Here is a 20,272-nt window from a genome sequence, read left to right on the forward strand (position 1 = left end):
AGTTCTTTTGGGGAAAAAATTTGTTAGTCTGTTAATTTTTTTACTTGTATTTAATTTGTTTAGTGGCTTTGCTACAGCCGAACAACATCCAAAGACTTTAAGAATTGCAATCAATAGTGATGAGAGCACTCTGACCCCATATACTTATCAAACGGGCTATCCAGGGTTGGAATTAGTTCATTTATTATACGATACCTTGTTCCAGCTAGATGAGAATAATATTCCACAGCCGTGGATGGTAGAAGATTATTCAGTTAGCGAAGACGGATTAACATATGATTTTACACTATTTAAAGATATTACATGGCAGGATGGAAAGCCATTAACAGCAAATGATGTAAAGTTTACAGTTGACTATTTTATACAACATCCAAAATCTCGTTTTACGGTCCCTCTTCAAACTATCAAATCTTTAGAAGTAAAAGATGAATTAAATTTTAGTATTACATTAAATCAACCAGAACCCAATTTTATGATTCAACCTTTAGCTGATGTTCCAATTTTACCGCAACATATTTGGAGTGAAATAACAAATCCCGATGAGGCAACGAATGCATTAGGGAGTGGTCCATATAAACTTGTGGAATATAAAGCTGATCAGTACTACAAATTTGAAGCAAATGAAAATTACTTTAAGGGACAGCCAGCTTCAGAAGAACTAATACTCCCAATTGTATCTGATACAACAGCAATGTTTACTGCTTTAAAAGCTGGGGAAGTAGATAGTGCTAGTTCTAGTCTTACACCAGAAATTGTTGGTGAATTTGAATCTAATCCTAATTTAACCGTTGAATCCGGACCAGGGTTTTCAACCACTTTATTTCAAATTAATGCCGAAAGATATCCAATGTCTGAAAAAGAATTTAGACAAGCAATTGCATATGCTATCGATACTCAATACCTAGTAGATACTGTAATCCTAGGCTATGGTCAAGTTGGTAGCCCAGGTTTCATTCATCCATCAAGTCCTTTTTATAACTCAGATTTATCATTCAAGCCAGATAAAGAGAAAGCAAAACAACTACTAGCAGAGGCAGGCTTCAAAGATTCAGATGGTGACGGCTTTATTGAGGGGCAAAACGGAGAAGCAATCGATTTAAGTATCCTAGTTCAATCTGAAAATCCACTGCGTATTCGTACAGCAGAAATAATCTCTGGATGGTTAAACGACGTGGGAATTAAAGTAACTGCAAAATCTCTTGACTCCGATACTATCATTTCACTTGTATGGCCAGAGTACGATGTAAGTAAAGGAAGAGATTTTGATTTTACAATGTTTGGTTGGTCTAGTACCGTTCAATTATTCCCAGATCGCTTAATAGATCTTTTCTATTCTGACCCAAGTTTAGGAACTATAAATATTGGAGGATATAACAATTCCGAGTTTGATAAGTTAGGGGATGTACTGAAGAGTACAGTTAATGAAGATGAACGAAAAAACATATTTTATGAGATGCAAACTCTTGTGGCAGAGGATTTTCCAATTGTAACCCTCTATTATCAAGAAATTGTGAACGCATATAATCCAAGTGTTTATGACGGTTACGTCTTTCAATCTGGTAAAGGTATTTTAAATAAACTTTCCTTCGTGTCTGGACAAAAGAGTGAACCTCAAGAAAATCAGGGTGAAAAGGATGGCACAGACACAGATGTAAACAAAAATGATACTGATTCTAAGAAGGAAAATAATAACAGTAACTCAGACTCTTCAAATTCAAGTTCTAATAACTCGTCACTTTTTATTCTACTTGGTTTAATCCTAGTAGTAGTTATTGTCTTTATGTTTTTTAGAAAAAGTACAAAAAAGAATACAGGAAATGATGACTTTGATGAATTCAATGTCTAATTTAATGATATTTCTCAGTACTTAATTAAATGTAAAGGGATGACACAAAATTTGGGTCATCCCTCCTTCATTCAAAAATCGTATCAATCTATAAGGAGGCGCCCCATGGGGAAATTCTTTGCTGGTAAGTTTGCTCAATATGCCATTGTTATTTTCTTGATGCTCACCTTGAATTTTCTATTGCCAAGGTTGATGCCCGGAAACCCATTAGTGTATCTCGCTGGAGAAGATGTTGGGTTTATGTCGAGTGCCGAAAAGGAAGCCATCTTAGATGAGCATGGTCTTAATGACCCAATATGGACACAATATATGACTTACGTAAAAAATGTTTTTACTGGTGATTTTGGATTTTCTTATCAGCAAAAAAGACCGATTTCTGAACTACTAATGGAACGATTGCCTTGGACGATGCTATTAACTGGACTAGGTTTAATTATTTCTACCATTATTGGTGTCATGTTTGGAGCATTGTCTGCATGGAAAAGAGGAACAAGGACGGATGCAAATCTTTTAACAGCTTTCATGTTCTTAAGTTCAATGCCATCTTTTTGGATTGGAATGATTCTCGTATCCATTTTTTCTGCACAGCTTGGGTGGTTCCCTGTCTTTGGTGCTGAAAGTGCATGGTCCAACTTAACAGGCTTTGATAGATTTGTAGATATTATGAAACACTTAGCGTTGCCATTAACGACTTTAGTCCTTATATCTGTAACGAGCACCTTTATGATCATGAGGTATTCTATGTTGAATGTATTAGGCGAGGATTACATTATGATGGCAAAAGCTAAGGGTGTAAAGGAAAAGGTTATTAAATATAAACATGCCATGCGAAATGCACTTTTACCTGTAGCGACTGTTTTTATGCTCAGTTTAGGATTTATGTTAGGTGGAGCTACTGTTATTGAAACGGTATTCGCTTATCCGGGTGTAGGAAGATTGATGTTCGAGTCTGTTCTAAGTAGGGATTACCCACTGATACAAGCGACATTTTTAATCATTACTTTTAGCGTTGTTATTGCAAATTTACTAGCTGATATTATTTATCCACTCTTAGATCCGAAGGTGGGGAAGCATAATGGATAAGCAAAAGCTAAAGCGTTATTGGAGAATAATGACCTCAAATAATCTTGGAATGATCGGACTAGGTATATTGGTAGTATTCCTACTCATCGCCATTTTTGCACCAGTCATTGCCCCATTTGATCCTACTGAGAGAGTAGGGCAACCATTTATGAAACCGAATGGGGAATTCTTGTTGGGGACCAATGATGTTGGTCAGGACATATTAAGTGAATTATTATACGGAACACGGGTCTCATTATTAATAGGGGTAATTGCTGCACTCATTTCTATTGTTTTGGGCTGTTTAGTTGGGGTTATTGCCGGTTATTACGGTGGAAAAGTAGATTCCTTATTGATGAGATTGGTAGATTTAGTACTAGTAATTCCTTTTCTTCCGTTGATGATTTTACTTGCGGCCTTTATTGGACCGAGCTTTTGGAACATTATTCTCGTTATTAGTTTAATTTCTTGGGCGAGCCCAGCGAGAGTAGTCCGTTCGCAAGTATTAACTTTAAAAACAAAAGGGTATGTGGAAGCGGCCAAATCGATAGGAACTGATATTAGAGTGATTTTGTTCCAGCACATTTTACCAGGGGTTATCCCTATCGCGCTCTCTCAATTTGTTTTAGCAGCTAGTCATGCCATCTTAATTGAGGCATCACTAAGTTTCTTAGGATTAGGAGATCCTTTCACCAAAAGCTGGGGTACGATTTTATATTACGCCCAAGCAAGAGGTGCCTTTTTAACAGATGCCTGGGTGTGGTGGATACTCCCGCCAGGTTTACTCATTACTACACTGGTAATTGGGTTTGCTTTTACGGGCTACTCGTTAGAAGAAATATTAAATCCACGTTTAAGAAAGGAGAGGTAAAGAGATGGGAACTGTATTATCAGTAGAAAAACTATCAACCTATTTTAAAACAGATAAAGGAATTGCCAAAGCTGTGGAAGACGTCTCCTTTACTGTAAACGAGGGTGAAATGCTTGGGTTGATTGGGGAATCAGGTTGTGGCAAAACAACCGTAGCCCAATCCATCTTACGGTTAATTGAGTATCCGGGTAAAGTAGTTAAAGGAAGTGTGCACCTGAACGGTAAAGATCTTCTTAAGGCATCTAATTCAGAATTATCTAAGTTAAGATGGAAGGATATATCCGTCATCCCTCAAAGTGCAATGAACGCTTTAAACCCAATCTATACAATTGGGGATCAAATAATAGAAGCCATCTTACTCCATGAAGATGTAACGAAAAAAGAAGCTATTAAACGTACCAAAAACTTACTTGAGATGGTAGGTATCGATGGTGATAGATGGAAGAGCTACCCACATGAATTTAGTGGTGGGATGAAACAGAGGGTTGCAATTGCTATGGCATTAGCTTGTAATCCAAAGGTCATTATATCTGATGAGTCCACGACTGGACTAGATGTCCTAACCCAGGCTCAAGTTATTGCTTTATTAAAAGACCTTCAAAGGAAAATGAATTTAGCCGTTATTATTATTTCACATGATTTACCGATGGTGACAGCCATATGCGATCGAATTGCCATTATGTATGCGGGAAAAATTGTTGAGTGGGCAAATACAGATCAAATACTAAAAGATGCAAGACATCCTTATGCTAAAGCATTGTTAAATGCGACTCCTGATTTATCGGATATTGGTAGAAAAGTACAATCAATCCCGGGGAGTGTACCCAACTTAGTAAATCCTCCTAAAGGGTGTAGATTTCACTCAAGATGCCCTTATGTGATGGAGAGCTGCTCGCAAATAGTACCTGAGTTATTAGAAGTTAGCCCTGGCCATTATACTGCCTGCTTACTGGAGGAGATTCGTCATGGATAAACAGGTATTAGTCAAAATTAAGAATTTGAAAAAACAATTTATTAAAAAGACTGGACCTTTTTTTAATCGAAAGGTTCAAGAGGTATATGCCGTAAATAATGTAAACCTTGAAATTATGAAAGGTGAAATATTAGGGATTATTGGTGAAAGTGGATGCGGAAAAACGACTACTGCAAGAATGTTAATGAGGTTAATGAAAGAAACAAGTGGTGAAATTTGGTTTGAAGATCAAGATCTTTGCCAATTATCAGAGTCCCAGACAAGGAAAGTACGGAAAAAAATGCAAATGATTTTTCAGGATCCTTACGATACGTTGAATCCTGGTATGCGAATCTTAGATATTTTAATGGAACCACTTAATGCTCATGAAAAAGAGGTGTCTTACCAACAAAGAATAGAAAAAGTAAAGCAAACGATAGAATCAATTGACTTAAAACCAGCTGAAGATTTTATGTATCGGTATCCACACCAATTGAGTGGTGGACAAAGACAAAGGATAGCCATCGCCCGGGCGGTTATATTAGAGCCTCTATTTATCGCAGCCGATGAGCCAACTTCTATGTTAGATGTGTCCGTGCGTGCGGGAATTTTAAACTTACTACTAGAATTAAGAAAAAAGATGGGGCTAACGATGATGTTTATCACTCACGATTTATCAACTGCTAGCTATATGTGTGATAGAATTGCAGTTATGTATCAGGGAAGAATTGTAGAAAGTGGACCTACAAAGAAAATTATACAATCTCCAACTCATCCATATACGAAGGCACTAGTGTCTGTTGTGAAGGATTTAAACTATTTTATTGCGAACCGTGAAAACATTATCCTCGATGGAGAGGTAGATGCCACCCGAAAACAAGTCGGCTGTCCATTTGTATCAAGATGTCCACATCAAGAAAGTAAGTGCCATACGGTTGAGCCAAAACTCGAGTCTCTTGGCCAAGGTCATCTTGTTTCATGTCATTGTCATTCTGATATAATGGAAAAAACATCATAGATTAAGGAGACAAGGTAATGGAAGAAGTAAAAAAGATTAAGATTGCTGTAAATGGTGGGATTAGCTTTGGAGCGAAGCTAAATGCTAAACAAATGATTACTATAGCAAAATATATGAACGAAGAGGATGAACTAGAGCTAACGACCTTCCAACAGCTATATTTAGAAATACCAGAGGATCAAAAAGATGAGATTATTAGAGAACTAGAAGGTGTTGGCTTAAGGTGTTATCCTGTTGGAAATTATGTTAAGAGTCTACGCACCTGCAACTTTTGTAAAGGGGAAGAAGCAGAAGGAATGCCTGTGGCAAAAGAATTAAACGAACGGGTAGCCGGAAAGGACGTCCCCTTTACTTTAAAAATCGCATACACAGGTTGTCCAATAGGCTGTGGGGAACCTTTAATAAATGATATCGGTGTAATGAAGATTAAAGACGGATTCAATTTATACGCAGGTGGTAAATCCAAAGGAAAAGATGCACAAGTGGGCACATTATTATTTGAAAATTTAGAACCACATGACCTTTATCAAAAAGTTGAGAAGCTAATAGACCTATACGCAGCGAACGGAAAGAAGAGAGAAACGGTACTTAAGTTTATTAACAGGTTTGGTAAAGATCAGATTTTAGAACAATTAAGCCAATAATATAGGCTTGTAAGGGTTTTTATTTGAAAAAATTGGATATATCATTTATTTTTAATTTATTGAGAAAAAATGTTTGACATACCCTACTGGGGTATCATATAGTGTAATCAAGGAGGTGCTGCAATGGCGGTTAACCCACCGAATGACAATATTGTTCCAATTGATGATAGTTGCTGTTCTACAACTAGCGAGAGAAAAAGCCATCATTCAGATAAAGTAAAAAGTAATCTTGTTTCTAGATTAAATCGAATTGAAGGTCAGATTCGTGGTATTAAAGGTTTAATTGAGAAAGATACCTATTGTGATGATGTCATTACACAAATCTCTGCCACCCAATCGGCTCTCAATAGTGTAGCTAAAATTTTACTTGATGGGCACCTTAGAAGTTGTGTAGTTGAACGTATTCAGGATGGAGATGACGAGGTTCTAGATGAACTACTTACGACCATCCATAAATTGATGAAAAAATAGGAGTGACGATAATGGAAAAAGTAACACTAAACGTACAAGGAATGTCTTGTGGACATTGTGTGAAAGCAATTGAAGGAAGCGTTGGCGAAATGGCTGGAGTGAAAGAGGTTAAAGTATCTCTTGAAGACGCTACAGTTGATGTGGAATTTAACCCAAGTGAAGTTTCTTTAGATGCAATTAAGGAAACGATTGATGAAGAAGGATACGAAGTCCAATAAATAATAAGGAGAAACCGTGCTGTTTAGCACGCTTTCTTTTGAAATAAAATATACCCCATATAGGTATAAGGAGTTTTTGATCATGAGCGAAAAATTACAGGAATCCAATTTTCAAATTACAGGCATGACCTGTGCTGCATGTGCCACTAGAATTGAAAAGGGCTTGAAAAAGGTCGAGGGTGTTCAAGAAGCTAATGTTAATTTAGCTTTAGAAAAGGCATCCATTAAGTTTGATAAAGGTGCTACTAATAACCAAGCACTGCAACAGAAAATAAGAGACCTTGGCTACGACGTTGTAACAGAAAAGGTCGAACTAGATATTACGGGTATGACCTGTGCCGCTTGTTCAGCAAGGATTGAAAGAGGTTTAAATAAGATGGATGGGATCACTCAAGCCTCCATCAATTTAGCATTAGAAAGAGGGTCTGTTGAGTATAATCCATCTACTATTACACCTACAGACATTATTCAAAAAGTAGAGAAGCTCGGTTATGGAGCCGTCATCAAAGCTGATGAAAATGAGAAAGAGGCAGTAGATCATCGTCAAAAAGAAATAGAAAAGCAAAAAGGGAAGTTCATATTCTCTGTGATTTTATCACTCCCATTATTATGGGCGATGGTAAGTCACTTTGAATTTACATCTTTTATTTATCTGCCGGAAATGTTTATGAATCCGTGGGTGCAGCTTGCCTTGGCAACGCCAGTTCAGTTTATTATTGGTAAGCAATTTTATGTTGGGGCTTACAAGGCGCTAAAAAATGGTAGTGCCAACATGGATGTACTAGTAGCTTTAGGTACTTCAGCAGCTTACTTCTACAGTTTATATTTAACGTTTGCTTCAATTGGTTCTAATGAGCACATGGTTGAGTTGTACTATGAAACAAGTGCGATTTTAATCACACTCATTATATTAGGTAAGTTATTTGAAGCAAATGCAAAAGGAAGATCCTCTGAAGCGATTAAAAAGCTAATGGGCCTTCAAGCCAAAACGGCAACAGTACTTCGTAATGGGGAAGAATTAGAGCTGCCGTTGGAGGAGGTAGTTGTCGGTGATGTCCTTTTTGTCAAACCAGGTGAAAAAGTACCTGTTGACGGTGAGATTTTAGAAGGTCAATCCGCTCTTGATGAGTCTATGCTTACAGGAGAAAGTGTTCCGGTTGATAAAACAGTAGGGGATGCAGTTATAGGGTCGACTATTAACAAAAATGGTTTCTTGAAGATTCAAGCAACAAAAGTAGGTAGAGATACAGCATTAGCTCAAATTATTAAAGTAGTGGAAGAGGCCCAAGGTTCAAAGGCTCCGATTCAACGACTAGCAGATAAAATTTCTGGAATCTTTGTCCCGATTGTAGTAGGTATTGCGGTTATTACTTTCTTAGTTTGGTATTTCGCGGTAGAGCCAGGTAACTTTGCGGAAGCTCTGGAAAAAAGTATTGCTGTATTAGTTATTGCGTGTCCGTGTGCGCTTGGGCTGGCTACCCCGACATCTATTATGGCTGGATCTGGCAGGGCTGCAGAATTTGGAATTCTCTTTAAAGGTGGAGAGCATTTAGAACAAACCCATCAGATTACCACGGTTATATTAGATAAAACAGGGACAGTTACAAATGGAACACCTGTATTAACAGATGTAAAAGTAGAGGAACATCTTACGGAAGAAGAGTTTTTGACATTAGTAGGGACTGCTGAGAAACAATCTGAGCATCCACTGGCACAAGCAATTGTCCAAGGAATTAAAGAAAAAGGTATCAGTCTTCAAAAATCATCACAGTTTGAAGCAATCCCTGGATTTGGGATTCAAGCTGTGATTCAAGAAAAGTCAGTCCTTATTGGTACACGTAAGCTGATGAATAAACATGGAATTGAAATAGATCATGTGGAAAGCAAAATGGATGACCTTGAACGTCAAGGGAAAACAGCCATGTTAGTTGGTATTGATGGTCAATTTGCAGGATTAATTGCTGTTGCGGATACCATTAAGGAAACTTCCGAAAAGGCAATAAAGCGCTTGAAAGATATGGGTCTTGAAGTGTTTATGATTACTGGAGATAACCAAAGAACAGCTGATTCCATAGCGAAACAAGTTGGAATTGAAAACGTAATTGCAGAGGTACTACCGGAAGGAAAAGCAGATGAAGTGAAAAAACTTCAGGAGCAAGGAAAGAAAGTGGCAATGGTTGGAGATGGGATAAACGATGCCCCAGCACTTGCCATTGCAGATATCGGTATGGCTATTGGTACAGGAACAGATGTGGCAATGGAAGCTGCTGACATCACACTAATCCGCGGGGATCTAAACAGTATTGCTGATGCCATTTATATGAGTAAAATGACCATCCGCAATATCAAGCAGAACCTGTTCTGGGCATTTGGATATAACACGCTTGGCATTCCAGTTGCAGCTCTAGGCTTTTTAGCACCATGGCTAGCAGGAGCAGCAATGGCCTTTAGTTCTGTCTCTGTCGTATTAAATGCACTTCGATTGCAACGCGTTAAACTTTAATGGAGGCTACAGACTATGAAAAAATGGGCGATTTCAGCTGTTGTATATTTATTAGTTGTTATAGGTGGCTATTTAGCTTATGATGCACTGGCGAGCGGGAACGAAGAAGTCTCAACTGATGGTCATTCTACTGGCCATCAGGAAGAAATAAATGGGGAAGAGAACGAACCAAAAGATGAACATGGTGATGATCACGGTGAGCACAGTGATACTGACACAACCAACCTAGACAGTGAGGTTACCGTTCATTTAAATGGAGCTGAAGGGAAGATTAACCTCTCCTTAGTAGATACAGAAGGCAATGCGGTCGAGGATTTGGAAGTGAATCATGAGAAATTACTACATCTGATTGTGGTTAGTGAAGACTTAGAAACCTATGTTCATTTACATCCTGACGAAGTTTCGCCAGGTACATTTGAAACAAAGCATGATCTTCCTGAGGGTGAATACAAAGCTTTTGTTGATATAAAACCGAAAAAACTCGCTTATCATGTTGGTGCAATCCCGTTTACAATAGGTGAAGAGCACGGTGAACATGGTCATGGTAATGAATTAGAAGCTGATACGGATTTTACAAAAATAGTGGATAATCATACGGTGACTATGGAACCGACATCTTTAAAATCCGGTGAAGAAATCACATTACAGTTCGATTTAAATGGTGATACACCAGAACCTTACTTGGGAGCGCTAGGACATGTCGTGATTTTAGATGAGATGGGTGAGGAGTATATTCATGTACATCCATTAGAAGGCGATGAGCCTGTCTTTGCAACTAGCTTTCGAAACCCTGGGATTTATAAAATCTGGGCAGAATTTCAATTTAATGGGAAAGTGTTTGTATTCCCATATATCGTAGAAATCCAATAAATACAGAAAGAAAAGACCAACATGATTACGTTCATGTTGGTCTTATTTATATCTGGATTTCATTCTTCGATTTTGTCGGTATTTCATACTACTTAAAATAATCACAATCCCAATTACGATTAGGATGGTATTCCATAAAAGGGTGCTGGAAGAACGATTTACTTGAATATCTTTCTGAACAGAAAAGCTCGAATCCCTATTTTTCTCGTTAGCAGGAGTAATATCTTTTAATTGGAAGGAAGTGACAACATTGCCATTTTGATTTGTGATGTTTAGCGTACCATTCTTTTGAATTTCCGGAGTGACTGTGTCCGAAAGTTGATGCGTATACGACAAATCCTTTACTGTTACAAACTCTGAGTCATCGAGAGAAAAATAAGTTTCTTTCTCAATCGATTCCGTTATGAAATTGGTAAATGCAAAATCCAGTAGTTCAACCGTGTCACTATATGCTTCTTGTTCATAGGAAGCCTTTAGTGTAACCACTATTAAATTCAGATCTTTAGATTTGGCAGTAGTAACGAGTGTGAATCCAGATTGACTAACAAATCCATTTTTTCCACCTGTAATGCCTTCATACGGTATTTCGCCCCTTAACATCCTATGATGGTTATATAAGGTCGTATCCCAAGACTCCCCATCCCATTCCATTTGTTTTGTACTAAAAATCTCTCTGAAGGTTTCGTTTTTCATGGCGTACTGAGTAATCACTGCCATGTCTTTAGCAGTGGTTACATGGTCAGGGTGAAAGAGACCGTGTGGGTTTTCAAAATGTGTCTGAGCCACCCCAACTTCGTCTTCTAGGTACTGATTCAGATCATCTGCAAACTGTTCAACGGTTCCGCTTAAGTGTTCCGCGATTGCTACTCCCGCATCATTACCAGAGTTAATTAGTAAACCTTGAAGAAGTTTCTTTAAGGAAACCTGTTCTCCTTCTTCTAGGTACACTCTAGTTCCATCTGTATATCTTGCATTTGTGCTTACCGTCACAATATCGTCTAATTGACCATGCTTTATAGCATAAAGAGCCGTGGCAATTTTAGTAATACTTGCAGGGTACATTTCGACATTTGCGTTCTTCTCATACAGAATCTGTCCTGAATCTGCTTCGAATATGATGGCTGCTTCACTAATGATGGATGGAGGAATAACGGTTTCTTCAGCTGAAACTTGAGTTGTATATATAGTAAATATTAAAAAAATAATTAAAATCATTGACCATATTTTCAAAACAAAGCACCTGTTTCTATCAATTGTTAAGGAAACGCTCAAATAACGTACCTCCTAAGTATACTCGGAAAACACTAATTTCTCTATGGATATGGGCAAGCTGTAACGAATATGAAAAATTCTTGCAACTTCACCGTTTCATAATAAGGTGATTTTACGTAAAAGCTATATTTATGAATGAAATTATAGGAGCAGATCATGATGATTGGTATAAGAAAGCTTGAAAAGTCTATTCGTATATTACTAGCAGGTGTGCTGCTATCGCATCTTGGAACATACCTTGTTACCCCGTTATTACCGATCATGCTTTCTCTAGAAGCTGGTCTAGCTGTTGGAAGAATCGGAATTGTCCTAGCAAGTAATGCCATTTCGTTTCAATTTGGGAGTATTGTAGGTGGTGTTTTGGCGGACCGAGTAGGAAGGCGGTTGATTATTGGACTTGGAGCTTTTATTGGCATGTTAGGTCTAATTGGCTTTGGTTTTTTCCGTGATTACTGGCTCCTTCTTCTATCTGCGATTACTTTAGGTTTTGGTAATGGATTAAATGCTCCTTCAACCAAAGCAGCAATTTCAGTGTTAGCTGCTGAGGAGAACCGCACAACTGCGTTTTCACTAAGGGGAATTGCTGCCAACATCGGAACTGGTACAGCAGGTATCGTCATCTTCTTTTTCATAACCGGATCTTCACAAATCATTTTCTTTATAGCTGCAGCAGTATACTTGTTACTGGCTTTAATGAGTTGGACTTTATTACCCAAACATTGTGGGAATGAACCTTGTCCAGAGATGCCATTAGGAGCATATAAAGAAGTGTTTCAAAACAAATCTTTCCTCGTATTTGGCTTTGTCAGTATTTTTATTTGGGCTTTGTATACACAGCTCGCTCTTGTACTGCCATTAAGAGCAGCAGATGTATTAGCAAACCCTTCAAATGTTGCTCTTATTTGGACGATTAACAGCATCATCGTAATCAGTACGCAAAGTTTAATTACGAATAAGTTTATTCTTCACCGACATCCATTAACGGCCATGGGAATTGGGATGGTGTTTATCGGATTAGGTTTGGGCTCTCTCTATTTTGCTAGCTCTTTTATTCATTTAGTATTCAGTGCAGCAACGTTTGTTATAGGGGAGATGTTAGTTCTCCCAACAACGGACAGCACAATCTCCCAGTTATCTAAAGCCCAGTTAATTGGAATATTCTTTGGGTTGGCAAACGTAATTTTTGGACTAGGGCAAGCGGGTGGAAACTTTGTCGGAGGTCAATTATTGAGTGGTAGTGAAGATTATCCACTTTTGCCATGGCTTGTGTACGCCATCATCGGAGTTGTCATGGGCATCCTCATTATTATGTTGAAAAAATGGAAGCCATTGAACGACTCTTTAAAGAGTGCAGCTCAAAAAGATGGATCACCAAAACATGCTCCAAAAGTTTCTGTTGACTCTTCCCAACACAAAACACATCCTTTTAACAGCTGGGAGCCAGAAGTTTTTTTTCGGAAGAGAACGGATCCATAATGTGAAAATGTAGTAGACAATTATTACTTTGAGGCATTACCATTGAAAAATGGTAATGTCTTATTTTTGTAAGGAGAAATAAATGGCTGAATGGACTATATCCATATTTGAACAATATAGTAACGTCGCGATCATATTAAGTATTATTCTGAATACAATCATTAGCATCTTAGGCATTATTCCAAGTGTGTTTCTGACGTCAGCAAATATATATTTTTGGGGATTCTGGGAAGGGACCATGATTTCTTTTTTAGGTGAGGTCATAGGAGCAGGAGTGTCCTTCCTCATTTTTAGAAAAGGGGGAAGGGATCTCGCTCATGAGAAGTTTGGGAATCACCCACGTGTCCGCAAGCTCTTAGTAGTACAAGGCAAAGAAGCTTTTTTTCTCATATTATCGTTAAGGTTATTACCTTTTATCCCATCAGGCATTATAACTTTAACAGCAGCCATTGGCTCAGTTTCGTTTTGGGTCTTTTTTGTTTCGAGTTCTATAGGGAAAATACCTGCTTTAATGATGGAGGCTTACTCTGTTCACGAGGTCATGGAGTGGACAGTCCAAGGGAAAGTTATTTTGGCTATAGTAGGACTGGTTATTGGTCTATATGTGGTAAAAAATATAAAGCAAGCAAAAAAATAGTAAACAAGGCGATTTATATTCTGGATGTTCAAAGCTACTCCTTATCATTACTGAGGAGTAGCTTTATTCTTTATTGCTGTTTAGTATAGTTTAGTTCCCAGATGATACCGAATGGATCTTGCACTTTCGCATATGTAGCACCCCAGAAAGTATCTTGAAGTTCCATTAAGATCTTACCATTTTCCACCATATGATCATAAATCTCTTTAATTTCAGCATCTGAATCAAAATCTAACACCAATGAAATGTTTGAGCCAACTTCTACAGTTTGATTAGGGAACGTGTCAGATACCATAAAGAACTGTTCACCCATTTCAAAACGCGCGTGTATGATTCGGTGATCCGCTTCTGGTGGAGTTGGAAAATCAGCCTCTCCAAATGTACTAAGGTTCGTAATCTCTCCTTTTAATACCTGCTTGTAAAACTCAAGAGCTTCTTTTGCATTTCCATTAAAAGTTAAATAGGGATTCGTTAATTTAAACATATGAACAACTCCATTCCGTTTTATATTCACATCATAAGAACATTAGTTCGTATATGTCAACTGATTATTTGGTAAAAGTAAATAAAAATTTAAAAAGAAAGGCGTCCATTTTTGTTTAATTCTTCTATAGTTAAAATATTCTAAAAATTGTAACATTAAAGTATAGGAAAGTTCATCAAGACAATCGTTATGAAAAAGGGTGATAGGCGATGTTTAAGCAATCAAGAAAAATGGAGCAGATTCCTCCCTATATGTTTGCTGAGTTTGCTAGGAAAAAAGCCGAGATGATTAAAGCCGGTGTGGATGTCATTGATTTAGGAATCGGTGACCCTGATTTACCAACCCCTGAACATATTGTTGAAAAGCTTGTTGAAGAAGCCCGAAAGCCTGAGAACTCGAAGTACCCTAGTTTTATAGGACATCCTGCTTTTAGAAAAGCAGTCGCCCATTTTTACAAAAGAGAATTTGATGTGGAACTAGATCCAGATACAGAGGTCCTAGCCTTAATCGGATCTAAAGAAGGGATTGCACATATCGTACCAACTGTTTTAAACCCAGGAGATTACTGTTTAATTCCAGATCCAGGGTATCCGCCATATCGTATGGCAACTTATTTAGCCGAAGCAAATGTCCAATATATGCCGCTCAAAAAGGAGAACCAATTCAAGCCTATTTTCACTGACATTCCTCAAGATATCTTACCTTTAGCCAAGCTAATGTTTCTTAATTATCCAGGTAACCCTACTGCGTCAACTGTTGACCTCAAATTTTACGAAGATGCCATTGCCTTTGCCCGTAAACACAATATCATTATTGCACAAGATTCTGCCTATAATATGATCACTTTTCAAAACTATAAAGCTCCTAGTGTTCTCCAAGTGGAAGGTGCAAAGGAGGTTGCTGTAGAGTTTGGCTCATTATCAAAGACTTATAGTATGACAGGATACCGAATTGGATATGTAGTTGGAAACAAGGACGTTATTAAATCGTTGTCTGTCTATAAAAGTAATACAGATACCGGTCAGTTTACACCCATTCAGCTAGCAGCTGCATATGCCCTAAATGGAGATCAAAGCTGTATAGGCAAGCATAACACCATTTATTGGGAGAGAATGAAGGCGATGATTGAGGGTTTAAAGGCTATTGATGTAGAGGTAGAACCACCAAAAGGGTCCTTTTTCATTTGGGCTCCAACACCAAAGGGCTATACCTCAAGTGAATTTGCAAGTACTGTCTTAGAGCAAACGGGAGTGATTATAACACCAGGAAATGCTTTTGGACCATCGGGGGAAGGGTATTTTAGAGTTTCATTGTCTTTACCAAATGATGTTTTAGCCGATGCGATTGATAGAATCAAGAAAAATATAAAATTATCCAAAAAGTGAGAGGAGAAATGTCCATGAATAAACAAACAACATCCCAAACAGGTACAAAAGTACAACAGCAAACCAAAAAATACTTAAACTATATTAATGGTGAATGGGTTGCCTCCGTTTCTGGAAAATTTTCAAAAAATGTGAATCCAGCTACAGGGGAATGCTTAGGTGAAGTTCCACAATCAACAAAAGAAGACGTGGATCTAGCTGTATTAGCAGCTAAGAAAGCTCAAAAGTCTTGGAGGATTGTTCCTGCCCCAGAAAGAGCCGAAATCTTATATGAAGTTGGAAGACTTTTAAAGGAAAAGAAAGAAGAGCTATCACAAATTCTCACAAGTGAAATGGGAAAAGTTATTGCTGAAGCACGAGGGGAAGTTCAGGAAGCTATTGATATGGCTTACTATATGGCAGGAGAGGGTCGCCGGTTATTTGGAGACACAGTTCCGTCTGAATTGCGAAATAAGTTTGCCATGAGCGTTCGTGTGCCAGTCGGAATTGCTGGACTCATTACTCCATGGAACTTTCCTATTGCTATTGCTTCATGGAAGTCCCTTCCAGCCTTAGTAGCAGGAAATGCTGTTGTCTGGAAGCCTGCATCTGAAACTCCATTTTTAGCGGCTGAATTTGTCAAAATTTATGAAGAGGCTGGCTTACCAAAAGGCTTATTAAACTTAGTTTTTGGTAGCGGTGGAGTGGTTGGTAATGCAATTGTTGAGCATCCTGATATAGATATCGTTTCCTTTACTGGTTCCAATGAAATCGGCCGTCAAATCAATGAGCGTGCAGGTGGGATGTTAAAACGGACTTCCCTTGAAATGGGAGGGAAAAATGCTGTTACAGTTCTGGAGGATGCAAATCTAGATCTTGCTGTCGACGGAATTATCTGGAGTGCATTTGGGACAGCAGGTCAAAGATGTACGGCCTGCAGTCGCGTCATTGTACATGAAGCTGTAAAAGAAGAGCTTGAACGAAAATTATTGGAAAGAGTCTCCAAGCTGAAAATTGGAAATGGGTTAGATGAGTCTGTTGATGTTGGTCCGGTTATCAATAAGGCTTCATTAAAGAGAATTGATAACTATGTGAAGATTGGTGTAAAAGAAGGAGCAAAGCTACTGTGTGGTGGTGAAATCTTGTCAGGTGGAGAGTACGATCAAGGTCACTACTACGCACCGACACTTTTTACTGACGTAACGTCTGATATGACGATTGCTCAAGAAGAAATCTTTGGTCCCGTTACTTCTATTATTCCTGTAAAAAGCTTAGAGGAAGCAATTGAGGTCAATAACAGTGTTGAATTTGGACTTTCAAGCTCCATTTTCTCTCAAGATGTGAATCGAGTATTCCAAGCTATGCGTGATTTAGATACGGGAATTGTATATGTGAACGCAGGGACGACTGGGGCCGAGATTCACTTACCATTTGGGGGAACAAAAGGGACTGGAAATGGCCATAGGGATTCTGGTGTTGCGGCACTAGATGTCTTCACTGAATGGAGATCTGTTTATGTAGATTACAGCGGGACTCTTCAGAGGGCTCAAATTGATAACAAGTAAGAGAATCTGATAAAAAGACCCCCTCTTATTTAGAGGGGGATCTTATCAGGAAACAGGCTCTTTATTTTCTTCGTAGCATTGGATTGCAGCATGTAATAACATACAATGTTCGAAATTACTTGTATCCAGAGAGGTTAGTTCCTTTAATTTTTCTAATCGATATATAAGAGTGTTCCGATGGATAAACATGTTCCTTGAGGCTACACTCATATTCATATTATTTTTACAAAACATTGTAAAAGTTTCGGCCAACACATTGTAATTGTCTGCTTCCGTTAATGGTGAGATAAGCTTAATTAGCTTTTTCTTATATTCACCTGTTAGTTCTTTAGAAAGTAATTTTAACAATGTCTCTCTTTCGTTATAAAAGAATATATTAGCATTTGAATCTGTTGCACCAACATTCATCGCTTTTTTGGCATTACTATACGACTCTGAGGCTCCGGAAATACCAGTTCCAATATCACCAACAGAGATGGTTGCGGATACTTTGTACTTTGCTTCTAAAAACGTATTAAGTCGTTGAAGTTTTGCCTCAAGTTGATGCTGCAGTAGAGGAAACGAATGTTCATCGGAAAGTGATTTAAAGATAATAAATCTTTCAATGTTTAAAAAGGAAATTAAGTCATTATTGGATTCATGAAATAGCAAGTAAAGAAAGTCTAGAACTTCCCTTTGAAAATATTGAAGTTGAAAGCTCCCATAAAGGGCTTCATTTGTTTGTTTAGTAGATATGTTCTTTGAGAGAGACTGTATATCAATGAGTAAACAAACTTTATCTGTTTCTAAATCATAATCTAGTAGTTTTGCATACTGATAAATATGTAGGTTAGCATCTGATTCTTTATAGTGAATCATTTGATGAATAAATACTTCAATCATTTTTTCTTTAAGTTCTATCATTTCTTTTCTAAATGCTTCTTGGCACATCATTTCAACATGATTTTTGACTAAGTGAACATATTTCTCGATTTCTCCAGGTTCACCTACAATTCCTAGTACTCCAATGACATTGTTATTAAACCTTATTGGGACAGAAATACCGGGGAGAATTTCATTTTCTATTTCATTTTCACAATTTACCATTCTGTCATTTTTAATAACTTCCAATGAAGGTTTATGGAATAAGCCAATCCGTTTTTTATCAGTGGAACCAATAATATACCCTTCATTATCCGTAATGCTAATGGGGAATTGTAAGACTTCACTTGTCTTTTCAGCAATCCCTTGTGCAATGTGTTCAAGAATTCGCATATACTCACCCTTTCTTGATCCATATGTAATAAGGTTGTTTGTCCATCATACAAAAGAAATAAAAAATCAACTTAATAATACCAGTTTTTTAGTCAAAATGTACATATTATTGCGAATATTTATAATTTATAATTATTTAAACAGTTTCTTCCAGTTTGTACGGTTATAAATTTTGACATTTTGCAAACGCTTTCTCTCGTTTTTGTAATCTATTATCCCGTAAAGTATGTTGCATAAATTTTAGAAATGATCAAGGGGGACTTATAGTGAGAAATATTCAGAATGACTATGATGTCATAATAATTGGAGGCGGTTTCTCTGGTATCACAGCGGCTAGAGAACTAAGCCTTCTAGGTCATAAGGTAGCAATTTTAGAGGCTCGGGATCGGCTAGGTGGGAGAACGTGGTGCGATCAACGTTTAAATACCATGTTAGAAATGGGTGGAACATACGTCCATTGGTATCAGCCACATGTTTGGACAGAAATTACTCGCTATGGTCTTGAGTTAGTGACAGCTCCAAAGGCTACAAGGGTTTATTGGATTTCAGAAGGTAAAACCCATCATGCACCAGTTGAAGAATATAAAGATAAATTAAAATCAACCGTTGAACGTCTAATGAGTGAAAGCCATAAATACTTGCCATTACCATACGACCCACTTCATTCTCCACAATTACACGACATTGACAGTATGACAGCAGAAGAATTTATGCGGAATGTTGGTTTAACTAAAGAAGAATTCGATATCTTGCATGGATGGGTGGCTTCAGACTTCTGTGGAAATCCAGCAGAGGGTGCCGTAACACAAATTTTCCGATGGTGGGTGTTCTCACAAGGAAACTGGAACACTCAAAGTGCCATGATTTCTACCTACCGATTGAAAGAAGGTACTAAAGCGCTGATTGATTGTATGGCAGCTGATACAAAGGCCGATTTTATACTTTCAACGGTCGTTAAAAAAGTCCAACATACTCAAGACTCGGTCGCAGTTACAACGGGCGATGGAACCGTTTATACAGGCAAATCTGTAATTGTTACAGTACCGCTAACCACTCTCCAAGATATTCAATTTGAACCGCAACTTTCCCAAGAAAAACAAGCTGCATCTAAAGAGGGGCAGACGTCAAAAGGTGTAAAAGTATGGGCAAGAGTTAAAGGAGAATTAGAACCATTTGATGCGCTTGCACCTGGAAATTATCCACTTAACTCCGTTCACTTAGATCGGTATGTAGATGGAGACAGCATCATAGTTGGATTTGGTCCAAGTGTAGACTGGCTAAGTCCAACAGATCGCGAGGGAGTAGAAAAAGCACTTCGCTACTGGATTCCTGAAATTGAAGTAATTGAGAGTACGGGTCATGACTGGGTAAATGATGAATACTCGAGAGAAACCTGGCCTATGTTGAAACCAAACCAATTGACCACTTATTTTAATGAGTGGCATACACCAGAAAACGGTGTTTATTTAGCTGGTTCCACGTATGCAAAGGGATGGGCAAGTTTCATTGATGGGGCGATCGAAAGTGGGCTTACTGTGAGTAGAAAGGTTCATAAACAGTTAACTGGAGAGAAAGCATTTTCGAATCACTCACATGTGAACCAGTAAGCTAATCTACTATGGAGTGTCCCTTGTTATGGGACACTTTTCTTAGCATTGCGGATCTCCTGTTCGTGAAAACTTTTAGCCGGACACACGTTCCGTTATTTTATCCAAAATGCCGGTTTCCGGTGTACAACCGGACTCACTTTTACTATTACTCAATC

18 protein-coding genes are annotated in these 20,272 nt (G+C 38.0%); 15 read left to right on the plus strand and 3 right to left on the minus strand.

Features of this window, described 5'->3' with window-relative positions; genetic code table 11:
• Positions 1 to 7 precede the first annotated feature (7 nt).
• The 10 genes from ABDZ91_RS11080 (at position 8) to ABDZ91_RS11125 (ending at position 10,455) form a co-directional block, all read left to right on the plus strand.
• The gene (locus ABDZ91_RS11080) at positions 8 to 1,846 is read left to right on the plus strand and encodes an ABC transporter substrate-binding protein (protein WP_343798948.1); all 1,839 of its coding nucleotides are present in this window, start codon (positions 8 to 10) and stop codon (positions 1,844 to 1,846) included.
• A gap of 105 nt (positions 1,847 to 1,951) precedes the next feature.
• Positions 1,952 to 2,929, plus strand: a complete 978-nt coding sequence (locus ABDZ91_RS11085; protein ID WP_343798950.1) for an ABC transporter permease — start codon at positions 1,952 to 1,954, stop codon at positions 2,927 to 2,929.
• Entirely contained in the window at positions 2,922 to 3,779 is an 858-nt protein-coding gene (locus tag ABDZ91_RS11090) for an ABC transporter permease (protein ID WP_343798952.1), read from the plus strand. The genes ABDZ91_RS11085 and ABDZ91_RS11090 overlap by 8 nt, the downstream gene beginning before the upstream one ends.
• 4 nt (positions 3,780 to 3,783) lie before the next feature.
• Positions 3,784 to 4,752, plus strand: coding sequence for an ABC transporter ATP-binding protein (locus ABDZ91_RS11095; protein WP_343798953.1), 969 nt, complete (start codon positions 3,784 to 3,786; stop codon positions 4,750 to 4,752).
• Positions 4,745 to 5,749, plus strand: coding sequence for an ABC transporter ATP-binding protein (locus ABDZ91_RS11100; RefSeq protein ID WP_343798955.1), 1,005 nt, complete (start codon positions 4,745 to 4,747; stop codon positions 5,747 to 5,749). Before ABDZ91_RS11095 ends, ABDZ91_RS11100 begins: the two co-directional genes overlap by 8 nt.
• Before the next feature lie 17 nt (positions 5,750 to 5,766).
• Entirely contained in the window at positions 5,767 to 6,393 is a 627-nt protein-coding gene (locus tag ABDZ91_RS11105) for a nitrite reductase (RefSeq protein ID WP_343798957.1), read from the plus strand.
• 123 nt (positions 6,394 to 6,516) lie between these two features.
• Complete coding sequence (locus ABDZ91_RS11110) at positions 6,517 to 6,864, plus strand: metal-sensitive transcriptional regulator (protein ID WP_343798959.1); 348 nt, start codon at positions 6,517 to 6,519, stop codon at positions 6,862 to 6,864.
• A gap of 11 nt (positions 6,865 to 6,875) precedes the next feature.
• Complete coding sequence (copZ, locus tag ABDZ91_RS11115; RefSeq protein ID WP_343798961.1) at positions 6,876 to 7,082, plus strand: copper chaperone CopZ; 207 nt, start codon at positions 6,876 to 6,878, stop codon at positions 7,080 to 7,082.
• An 82-nt stretch (positions 7,083 to 7,164) separates the two neighbouring features.
• Positions 7,165 to 9,585 (plus strand): heavy metal translocating P-type ATPase, encoded by a 2,421-nt coding sequence (locus tag ABDZ91_RS11120; RefSeq protein WP_343798963.1) that lies wholly within the window; start codon positions 7,165 to 7,167, stop codon positions 9,583 to 9,585.
• A 15-nt stretch (positions 9,586 to 9,600) separates the two neighbouring features.
• Positions 9,601 to 10,455 carry a hypothetical protein gene (locus ABDZ91_RS11125; RefSeq protein WP_343798965.1) on the plus strand — a complete coding sequence of 285 codons (855 nt, stop codon included), beginning with the start codon at positions 9,601 to 9,603 and terminating at the stop codon, positions 10,453 to 10,455.
• 42 nt (positions 10,456 to 10,497) lie between these two features.
• Here the strand turns inward: ABDZ91_RS11125 and ABDZ91_RS11130 are convergent, their stop codons facing one another.
• Entirely contained in the window at positions 10,498 to 11,685 is a 1,188-nt protein-coding gene (locus ABDZ91_RS11130) for a D-alanyl-D-alanine carboxypeptidase family protein (protein WP_343798967.1), read from the minus strand.
• A gap of 198 nt (positions 11,686 to 11,883) precedes the next feature.
• Between ABDZ91_RS11130 and ABDZ91_RS11135 the strand changes: the two genes are divergently transcribed.
• Positions 11,884 to 13,203, plus strand: a complete 1,320-nt coding sequence (locus ABDZ91_RS11135; protein WP_343798969.1) for an MDR family MFS transporter — start codon at positions 11,884 to 11,886, stop codon at positions 13,201 to 13,203.
• Positions 13,204 to 13,285: 82 nt separating this feature from the next.
• Positions 13,286 to 13,840 carry a TVP38/TMEM64 family protein gene (locus tag ABDZ91_RS11140; protein WP_343798970.1) on the plus strand — a complete coding sequence of 185 codons (555 nt, stop codon included), beginning with the start codon at positions 13,286 to 13,288 and terminating at the stop codon, positions 13,838 to 13,840.
• Positions 13,841 to 13,910: 70 nt separating this feature from the next.
• On the opposite strand, the gene ABDZ91_RS11145 is transcribed toward ABDZ91_RS11140, so the two are convergent.
• The gene (locus ABDZ91_RS11145; RefSeq protein ID WP_343798972.1) at positions 13,911 to 14,324 is read right to left on the minus strand and encodes a VOC family protein; all 414 of its coding nucleotides are present in this window, start codon (positions 14,322 to 14,324) and stop codon (positions 13,911 to 13,913) included.
• 209 nt (positions 14,325 to 14,533) lie between these two features.
• Here ABDZ91_RS11145 and ABDZ91_RS11150 point away from each other — a divergent pair, with 209 nt between their 5' ends.
• Both ABDZ91_RS11150 and ABDZ91_RS11155 read left to right on the plus strand, forming a co-directional pair.
• Positions 14,534 to 15,709 carry an LL-diaminopimelate aminotransferase gene (locus tag ABDZ91_RS11150; protein WP_343798974.1) on the plus strand — a complete coding sequence of 392 codons (1,176 nt, stop codon included), beginning with the start codon at positions 14,534 to 14,536 and terminating at the stop codon, positions 15,707 to 15,709.
• 14 nt (positions 15,710 to 15,723) lie between these two features.
• Positions 15,724 to 17,253: an aldehyde dehydrogenase family protein gene (locus ABDZ91_RS11155; protein WP_343798976.1), complete on the plus strand. Its 1,530-nt coding sequence runs from the start codon at positions 15,724 to 15,726 to the stop codon at positions 17,251 to 17,253.
• A gap of 45 nt (positions 17,254 to 17,298) precedes the next feature.
• On the opposite strand, the gene ABDZ91_RS11160 is transcribed toward ABDZ91_RS11155, so the two are convergent.
• Complete coding sequence (locus ABDZ91_RS11160) at positions 17,299 to 18,507, minus strand: CdaR family transcriptional regulator (RefSeq protein WP_343798978.1); 1,209 nt, start codon at positions 18,505 to 18,507, stop codon at positions 17,299 to 17,301.
• 266 nt (positions 18,508 to 18,773) lie between these two features.
• Between ABDZ91_RS11160 and ABDZ91_RS11165 the strand changes: the two genes are divergently transcribed.
• On the plus strand, positions 18,774 to 20,114 hold the full coding sequence (locus ABDZ91_RS11165; RefSeq protein WP_343798980.1) for a flavin monoamine oxidase family protein: 1,341 nt from the start codon (positions 18,774 to 18,776) through the stop codon (positions 20,112 to 20,114).
• Positions 20,115 to 20,272: the final 158 nt, after the last annotated feature.

Source organism: Bacillus carboniphilus (genome assembly GCF_039522365.1).
GTDB classification, from domain to species: Bacteria; Bacillota; Bacilli; order Bacillales; family JC228; genus Bacillus_BF; species Bacillus_BF carboniphilus.